General features: G+C 65.1%; 8 protein-coding genes. 4 read left to right on the top strand and 4 right to left on the bottom strand.

All coding sequences use genetic code 11. The features are described 5' to 3' along the window. Window positions 1-43 precede the first annotated feature (43 nt). The 4 genes from ctrA (at window position 44) to XI08_RS08375 (ending at window position 2877) form a co-directional block, all read left to right on the top strand. Complete coding sequence (gene ctrA, locus XI08_RS08360; RefSeq protein ID WP_008138878.1) at window positions 44-745, top strand: response regulator transcription factor CtrA; 702 nt, start codon at window positions 44-46, stop codon at window positions 743-745. Between the two features lie 172 nt (window positions 746-917). Beyond that, window positions 918-1322 carry a DUF350 domain-containing protein gene (locus tag XI08_RS08365; protein ID WP_027549542.1) on the top strand — a complete coding sequence of 135 codons (405 nt, stop codon included), beginning with the start codon at window positions 918-920 and terminating at the stop codon, window positions 1320-1322. Between the two features lies 1 nt (window position 1323). Then, window positions 1324-1713 carry a hypothetical protein gene (locus XI08_RS08370; RefSeq protein WP_271574085.1) on the top strand — a complete coding sequence of 130 codons (390 nt, stop codon included), beginning with the start codon at window positions 1324-1326 and terminating at the stop codon, window positions 1711-1713. A gap of 3 nt (window positions 1714-1716) precedes the next feature. Next, a complete protein-coding gene (locus XI08_RS08375) occupies window positions 1717-2877 on the top strand; it encodes a glutathionylspermidine synthase family protein (RefSeq protein ID WP_271574086.1) in 1161 nt (386 codons plus the stop codon). 162 nt (window positions 2878-3039) lie between these two features. Here the strand turns inward: XI08_RS08375 and XI08_RS08380 are convergent, their stop codons facing one another. The 4 genes from XI08_RS08380 to XI08_RS08395 form a co-directional block, all read right to left on the bottom strand. Next, window positions 3040-3912 carry a CheR family methyltransferase gene (locus XI08_RS08380; RefSeq protein WP_027549545.1) on the bottom strand — a complete coding sequence of 291 codons (873 nt, stop codon included), beginning with the start codon at window positions 3910-3912 and terminating at the stop codon, window positions 3040-3042. Then, complete coding sequence (locus tag XI08_RS08385; RefSeq protein WP_271574087.1) at window positions 3909-5093, bottom strand: protein-glutamate methylesterase/protein-glutamine glutaminase; 1185 nt, start codon at window positions 5091-5093, stop codon at window positions 3909-3911. The genes XI08_RS08380 and XI08_RS08385 overlap by 4 nt, the downstream gene beginning before the upstream one ends. A 74-nt stretch (window positions 5094-5167) precedes the next feature. Further along, entirely contained in the window at window positions 5168-5533 is a 366-nt protein-coding gene (locus XI08_RS08390; protein ID WP_007600538.1) for a response regulator, read from the bottom strand. Between the two features lie 74 nt (window positions 5534-5607). Next, window positions 5608-6000: chemotaxis protein CheW (locus XI08_RS08395; protein WP_271574088.1), on the bottom strand; the 393-nt coding region annotated here is incomplete at its 5' end.

A 6000-nucleotide genomic window follows, 5' to 3' on the forward strand; every position in this document is an offset into this window, starting at 1 on the left:
CGGCCGACCTGACGCCCAGGAGCGGCGACTATGGGGAACTGGCATGCGCGTTTTGCTGATTGAAGATGACAGCGCCGTCGCGCAGTCGATCGAGCTGATGCTGAAGTCTGAGAGCTTCAACGTCTACACGACCGATTTGGGGGAAGAAGGCGTCGATCTCGGTAAATTATACGATTACGACATTATCCTTCTCGACCTCAACCTGCCTGACATGTCCGGCTACGACGTGCTCAAGCAACTCCGGGTCTCCAAGATCAAGACCCCGATTCTGATCCTCTCCGGCCTCGCCGGCATCGAGGACAAGGTCAAGGGTCTCGGCGTCGGCGCCGACGACTACATGACCAAGCCCTTCCACAAGGACGAGCTGGTGGCCCGCATCCACGCGATCGTGCGCCGCTCCAAGGGCCATGCCCAGTCGGTCATCCAGACCGGCGACCTCGTCGTCAACCTCGACACCAAGACGGTCGAAGTCGGCGGCCAGCGCGTGCATCTGACCGGCAAAGAATACCAAATGCTGGAGCTTCTCTCGCTCCGCAAGGGCACGACCCTCACCAAGGAAATGTTCCTCAACCACCTCTATGGCGGCATGGACGAGCCCGAGCTGAAGATCATCGACGTCTTCATCTGCAAGCTCCGCAAGAAGCTCGCCAACGCCTCCGAAGGCCGCAACTTCATCGAGACCGTGTGGGGCCGCGGCTACGTGCTGCGCGAGCCGCACGAGCACGAAGAGCGCATTCCCGCCTGATCCTTACGTTTACGTCGCGGGCCCTTCGGGGCTTGCTCCTCCCAGCCTGGACCCCGCCGCAAATGGCGGGGTTTTGTTTTTTGGGGGACGCGAAGGCGGCCTCATCGCCCTCCTGCCGTTGAACCGCTATCCTTCCCCCGCCGACGAATGGTCGCTGCACGATGGGGGAACGATGATCCTGCAATCACTCGCCGGCCTGCCCGCCTTCCTGGTCTATTTCTGCACCGGGCTGATCGCGATCGTGGCGTATCTGTTCGTCTACACCCGCATCACCCCGTACAACGAGTTCCAGCTCATCCGCGACAACGAGCCGGCCGCGGCGATCTCGCTCGGCCTCAGCCTGCTCGGCTTCGTGGCACCGCTGGTCAGCGCCATCGCGCATTCGGCCAACGTGCTGGACTGCCTGATCTGGGCGGTGATCGCCCTGATCGTCCAGGTCATCGTGTTCTTTCTCGTGAAGGTCCCGGTGCCGAACCTGTCGACGCGGATTGCCGAAGGCGAGCTTGCCCCGGCGATCTGGCTCGGGCTGTCCTCGCTCGCAGCCGGTCTCCTCAACGCCGCCTGCATGATCTACTGACATGGCCGACAAACCCTCCATCAAGGAGTTCGGCAAGCGCCGGCCGGTGCAGCCGACACCGCGGGCGCCGGTGAAGCGCTCCGGCCATGTCGCCCTCCTCGTGATGGGCACGCTCGCGGTCGGCACCACCGCCTACACGCTGATGCCGCGGCAGACTTGCGAGCCCTCTCCTCCCGGGACGGATCCAGCGGTGCAGACAAGCACCGCGTGCAGCAGCAGAAGCAGTTCCTCGGGCGGCAGCGGCGGTTCGGGCTCATCATCGCGATCGAGTTTCTTCAGCAGCGATTCCTCCAGCCATTCCTCCTCGGGAACGTCGTCCGATTCCGGCCACAGCAGCGTGAGCCGCGGCGGCTTCGGCTCGTTTGGCCATGGCTTCTCGGGCGGGGGCTGATCCATGCGGCGCATCACCTGCCTCGAGCGCGACGACTGGCGAGAGACCGCGGCGCAATGCGGCTTCATCTTCCACACCAACGGCGGCGAGCGCTATTGGGACGAGCGCGCCTATTACGCCTTCACCCTCGACGAGATCGAGCGCGGCATCGAGACGCCGACCGGCGAGATCGACGCGATGTGCCTGGAGCTTGCCGGCCGCGTCATCGGCGACGAGCGCCATCTGCAGCGCTTGAAGATCCCGCAGGCGTTCTGGGATCTGATCAGAGCGAGCTGGCAGCGCGACGACCGCAGCCTGTACGGCCGGCTCGATCTGAAATTCGACGGCCATGGTCCGGCGAAATTGCTCGAATACAACGCGGACACGCCAACCTCGATCTTCGAGGCCGCCGTATTCCAATGGACCTGGCTCGAGCAGGCGATCGAACGCCGCATCATCCCGCTGCGCGCCGACCAGTTCAACTCCATCCACGAGCGGCTGATCGAAGCCTGGAAGGAGATTGCCGCAGGCCGCCATGTCCATCTCACCGGTACCACCGGCAACGAGGAGGACGCGGGCACGCTGGCCTATCTCGAGGACACCGCGCGCCAGGCGGGGCTATCGACCACGCTGCTCGACATCGAAGCGATCGGCTGGCGCGACGAGGCCGGCGGCTTCGTCGATCTCGATAACAGCGACATCGCACTCGCCTTCAAGCTCTATCCCTGGGAATGGATGTTTCACGACGCCTTCGGCGCAAAGCTTGACGGCGCGCCGACGCGCTGGATCGAGCCGCCATGGAAGGCGGTGCTCTCCAACAAGGGCATCCTGCCGCTGCTCTGGGAGATGTTTCCGAACCATCCCAATCTGCTGCCCGCCTTCTTCGAGGACGATCCGCGCGCCGCCGAGCTCGGCAGCTCCTATGTGCGCAAGCCGCTACTGTCGCGCGAAGGCGCCAATGTCACGCTGGTGTCCGGCGGAATGCCGCTCAACGAGCATGCAGGTCCTTATGGTGCAGAAGGCTTCGTGCGGCAGGCACTGTCGCCACTGCCGAACTTCTCAGGCTTCTATCCGGTGATCGGAAGCTGGCTGGTGAACCACGAACCCTGCGGCCTGTCGATCCGCGAAGACGAGAGTGCGATCACCGGCAACGGCTCGCGATTTCTGCCGCATGCGATCTTGTGAGGCCTCCGTCATTCCGGGGCGCGACAAAGTCGCGAGCCCGGAATCCATAACCACAGGCAGATGAAAGAGGCTGGATCTATCAGCCTGCCCGTTACGATTGCCTGTGGTTATGGATTCCGGGCTCGGCGCTGACGCGCCGCCCCGGAATGACGAGAATGGGCCTCACCTCGCCGCGGCGACCCTCAGCGGCTGCGGCGTCAATCCTCCCATGGGGCGGCCGGAGCGCGCCGGGTTGAGCTGATAGAGACCGCGGCGCTCGGTGACGGGACGGAAAGCGTCGGTGATGCCGACGACGGATTCGGCAGCGCCAAGCAGCAGCGTGCCGTCGGCTTCCAATCCCTTCGCCATGCGCTCGAAGATCACCGCCTTGGTGTCCTGGTCGAAATAGATCAGCACGTTGCGGCAAAAGATCACGTCGAACGTGCCGAGATGGGAGAAATCCTGCAACAGATTGAGCTGGCGGAACTGCACCATCGCGCGAATGTCGGCATTGAGCTGCCAGAGCTCGCCGACTTGCGTGAAGTACTTCATCAGGTGCTGGATCGGCAGGCCGCGCTGCACCTCGAACTGGCTGTAGACGCCGGCCCTGGATTTCTCCAGCACCTCCTGCGACAGGTCGGTGGCGACGATCTCGGTGCGCCAGCCGGCCAGGGCCGCACCCATCTCCTTCAGGCACATCGCGATCGAATAAGGCTCCTGCCCCGTCGACGACGCCGCCGACCAGATGCGCAGCGATTTGCGCGCCGCACGCGCCTGGATCAGGCCCGGCAGGATGGTCTCGCGCAGATGATCGAACGGGATCTTGTCGCGGTAGAAGAAGGTCTCGTTGGTGGTCATCGCTTCGACCACGTCGGTCGCAAGCCGGCCGTCGCCGTTCCTGATCTTCAGCACGAGATCGGGGATGCCTGATAGACTCGCCTTGCGGGCAAGCGGCAGCAGCCGGCTCTCGACCAGGTACTGCTTGTCGGCGGAGAGATCGAGGCCGGAGCGCTCTTTCAGGAATTTGCGCAGATACTCGTAGTCAACCGGCGTCACGAGCGGTCTCCCGCGAACAGGCGGTTGACCTTGGCGCCGATCTGGTTGAGCGGCAGGATCGCTGCGCAGATGCCGGCATGGGCGGCCGCGCCCGGCATGCCCCAGACGACGCTGGAGGCTTCATCCTGTGCGATCACGCTGCCGCCGGCGGCAACGATGTCCTTGCCGCCGCGCATGCCGTCCGAGCCCATGCCCGTCAGGATCACGGAGAGAATGGCGCCGTGCCAGATGTCGATGGCGGAGGTGAAGAGCGGATCGACCGCGGGCTTGCAGAAATTGACGGCGGGGCCGTCGTCGAGCGCGATCGCGACGTCCGCGCCGCTGCGCACGACGCGCATGTGCTTGCCGCCGGGCGCGAGATAGATCCGTCCCGGCTTCACCGGCTCGCCGTCGACCGCCTCGGCTGCCGGCCGGCGGCTCGAACGCGCCAGATGCTCGGCAAGAATGGTGGTGAAGGTCGGCGGCATGTGCTGGGTGATCAGCACCGGGAAGCGGTCGATGACCGGGCCGAGCTCGGTGACGAGGGCCATCAGCGCCTGCGGTCCGCCGGTCGAGGAGCCGATCAGCAGCACCTTGGGTGCCTGGGTCGAGAACGGACGCGTGGACAGCGCCCCCGACGACGGCGCAAGCGCGGGCGCGGCGGGCCGCGCGACAACCGGTGCACGTGCAGCCGGTGCGGGGATCGCAGGCGCCAGCGGCGGGCTCGCAACTGCGGGCTTGCGGCGCAGCCGTGCACCGAGGTGACGGATCTTCTGGATCAGGTCGTGATGGAAGGTGTCCGCGGCCGACGCCTCGCGCGTCGATTCGGGCTTCGGAATGTAGTCGGCCGCGCCGAGCGACAGCGCCTTGAAGCTGACTTCCGCGTTGCGGCGCGTCAGCGTCGATGCCATGATGACGACGAGATCGCGCTTCTTCGCCAGCAATTGCGGCAGCGCCGAGATGCCGTCGAGCTCGGGCATTTCGATGTCGAGCACGGCAACATCGGGATTGATGCGTTCGAGCTGGTTGACCGCCTCGAGCCCGGTACGCAGCGAGGCTGCGACCTCCATGTCGTGCTCGGCGCCGACCCAGCGCGAGATCAGACCGCGGATGACGACGGAGTCATCGACGATCATCACCCGCAGCGGCCCCGCTTCGCGCGACGAACCCGTGGTCGAATTACCTGCGAACGCAACACTCATTACTCACCAACTCAGACTGAAACGGTTCAGTTGAAAACAAACGCCGAAGGAGCCGTTCAGCCTCCGGACGTCGCTCAGATCAAGCCGACTTCCTGGAACTTCGCCGTCACGATGTCCTTGTCGAAGGGCTTCATGATGTACTCGTTGGCGCCGGCATGAAGCGCGCGCGCGATGTGCGCAACGTCGTTCTCGGTGGTGCAGAACACCACCTTGGGCTGGTCGCCGCCGGGCATGCGCCTGAGATGGCCGAGAAACTCGTAGCCGTCCATCACGGGCATGTTCCAGTCGAGCAGCACCGCGTCGGGCAAGCCGCGCTTGCAGGCCTCCAGCGCCTTCTCACCGTCCTCGGCTTCGAGGATCTGGAAGTCGAGGCCCTCCAGGATCCGGCGCGCAACCTTGCGGATGACGCTGGAATCATCAACGACGAGACAAGTTCGCATGTGAACCTCTGCTTCCTGCCCCCTTTTTCGGGGACACTTCCAATTGCAAGTCCGTCGGCGGCGATGCCGCCGTATCAGGCCGCCATCATCTCGGGCGCGAGCTCGAGGACGCGATCGACGTCGAGGACGACCATGAGCTGGCCGTCGAGACGGTGGACACCGCCGGCGAGCTTGGCCATGCGGGGGTCGAGGTTGACGGGGTTCTCTTCCTTGCCGTCCTCGGGCAGGCGCAGCACCTCGCCGATCTGGTCGATCAGCAGGCCATAGGATTCGCCGCGCAGGTCGACACCGACCGCCATCGGCACCTTGCCGTCCTCGGGCCTCGGCAGGCCGAGACGGGCGCGCATGTCGACCACGGTGACGATGCGGCCGCGCAGGTTGAGGACGCCGGCGATCTCGCGCGAGGACAGCGGCACGCGGGTGACGCGCTCGGGCATGAACACGTCCTGGACGCGGGAGATCGGCAG

The organism is Bradyrhizobium sp. CCBAU 11361, from assembly GCF_028128935.1.
Taxonomy (GTDB): Bacteria; Pseudomonadota; Alphaproteobacteria; order Rhizobiales; family Xanthobacteraceae; genus Bradyrhizobium; species Bradyrhizobium niftali.

Coding starts and splice junctions, on each gene's coding strand:
- ctrA (WP_008138878.1), top strand. CDS start 44: ATGCGCGTTTTGCTGATTGAAGATGACAGCGCCGTCGCGCAGTCGATC.
- XI08_RS08365 (WP_027549542.1), top strand. CDS start 918: ATGATCCTGCAATCACTCGCCGGCCTGCCCGCCTTCCTGGTCTATTTC.
- XI08_RS08370 (WP_271574085.1), top strand. CDS start 1,324: ATGGCCGACAAACCCTCCATCAAGGAGTTCGGCAAGCGCCGGCCGGTG.
- XI08_RS08375 (WP_271574086.1), top strand. CDS start 1,717: ATGCGGCGCATCACCTGCCTCGAGCGCGACGACTGGCGAGAGACCGCG.
- XI08_RS08385 (WP_271574087.1), bottom strand. CDS start 5,093: ATGAGTGTTGCGTTCGCAGGTAATTCGACCACGGGTTCGTCGCGCGAA.
- XI08_RS08390 (WP_007600538.1), bottom strand. CDS start 5,533: ATGCGAACTTGTCTCGTCGTTGATGATTCCAGCGTCATCCGCAAGGTT.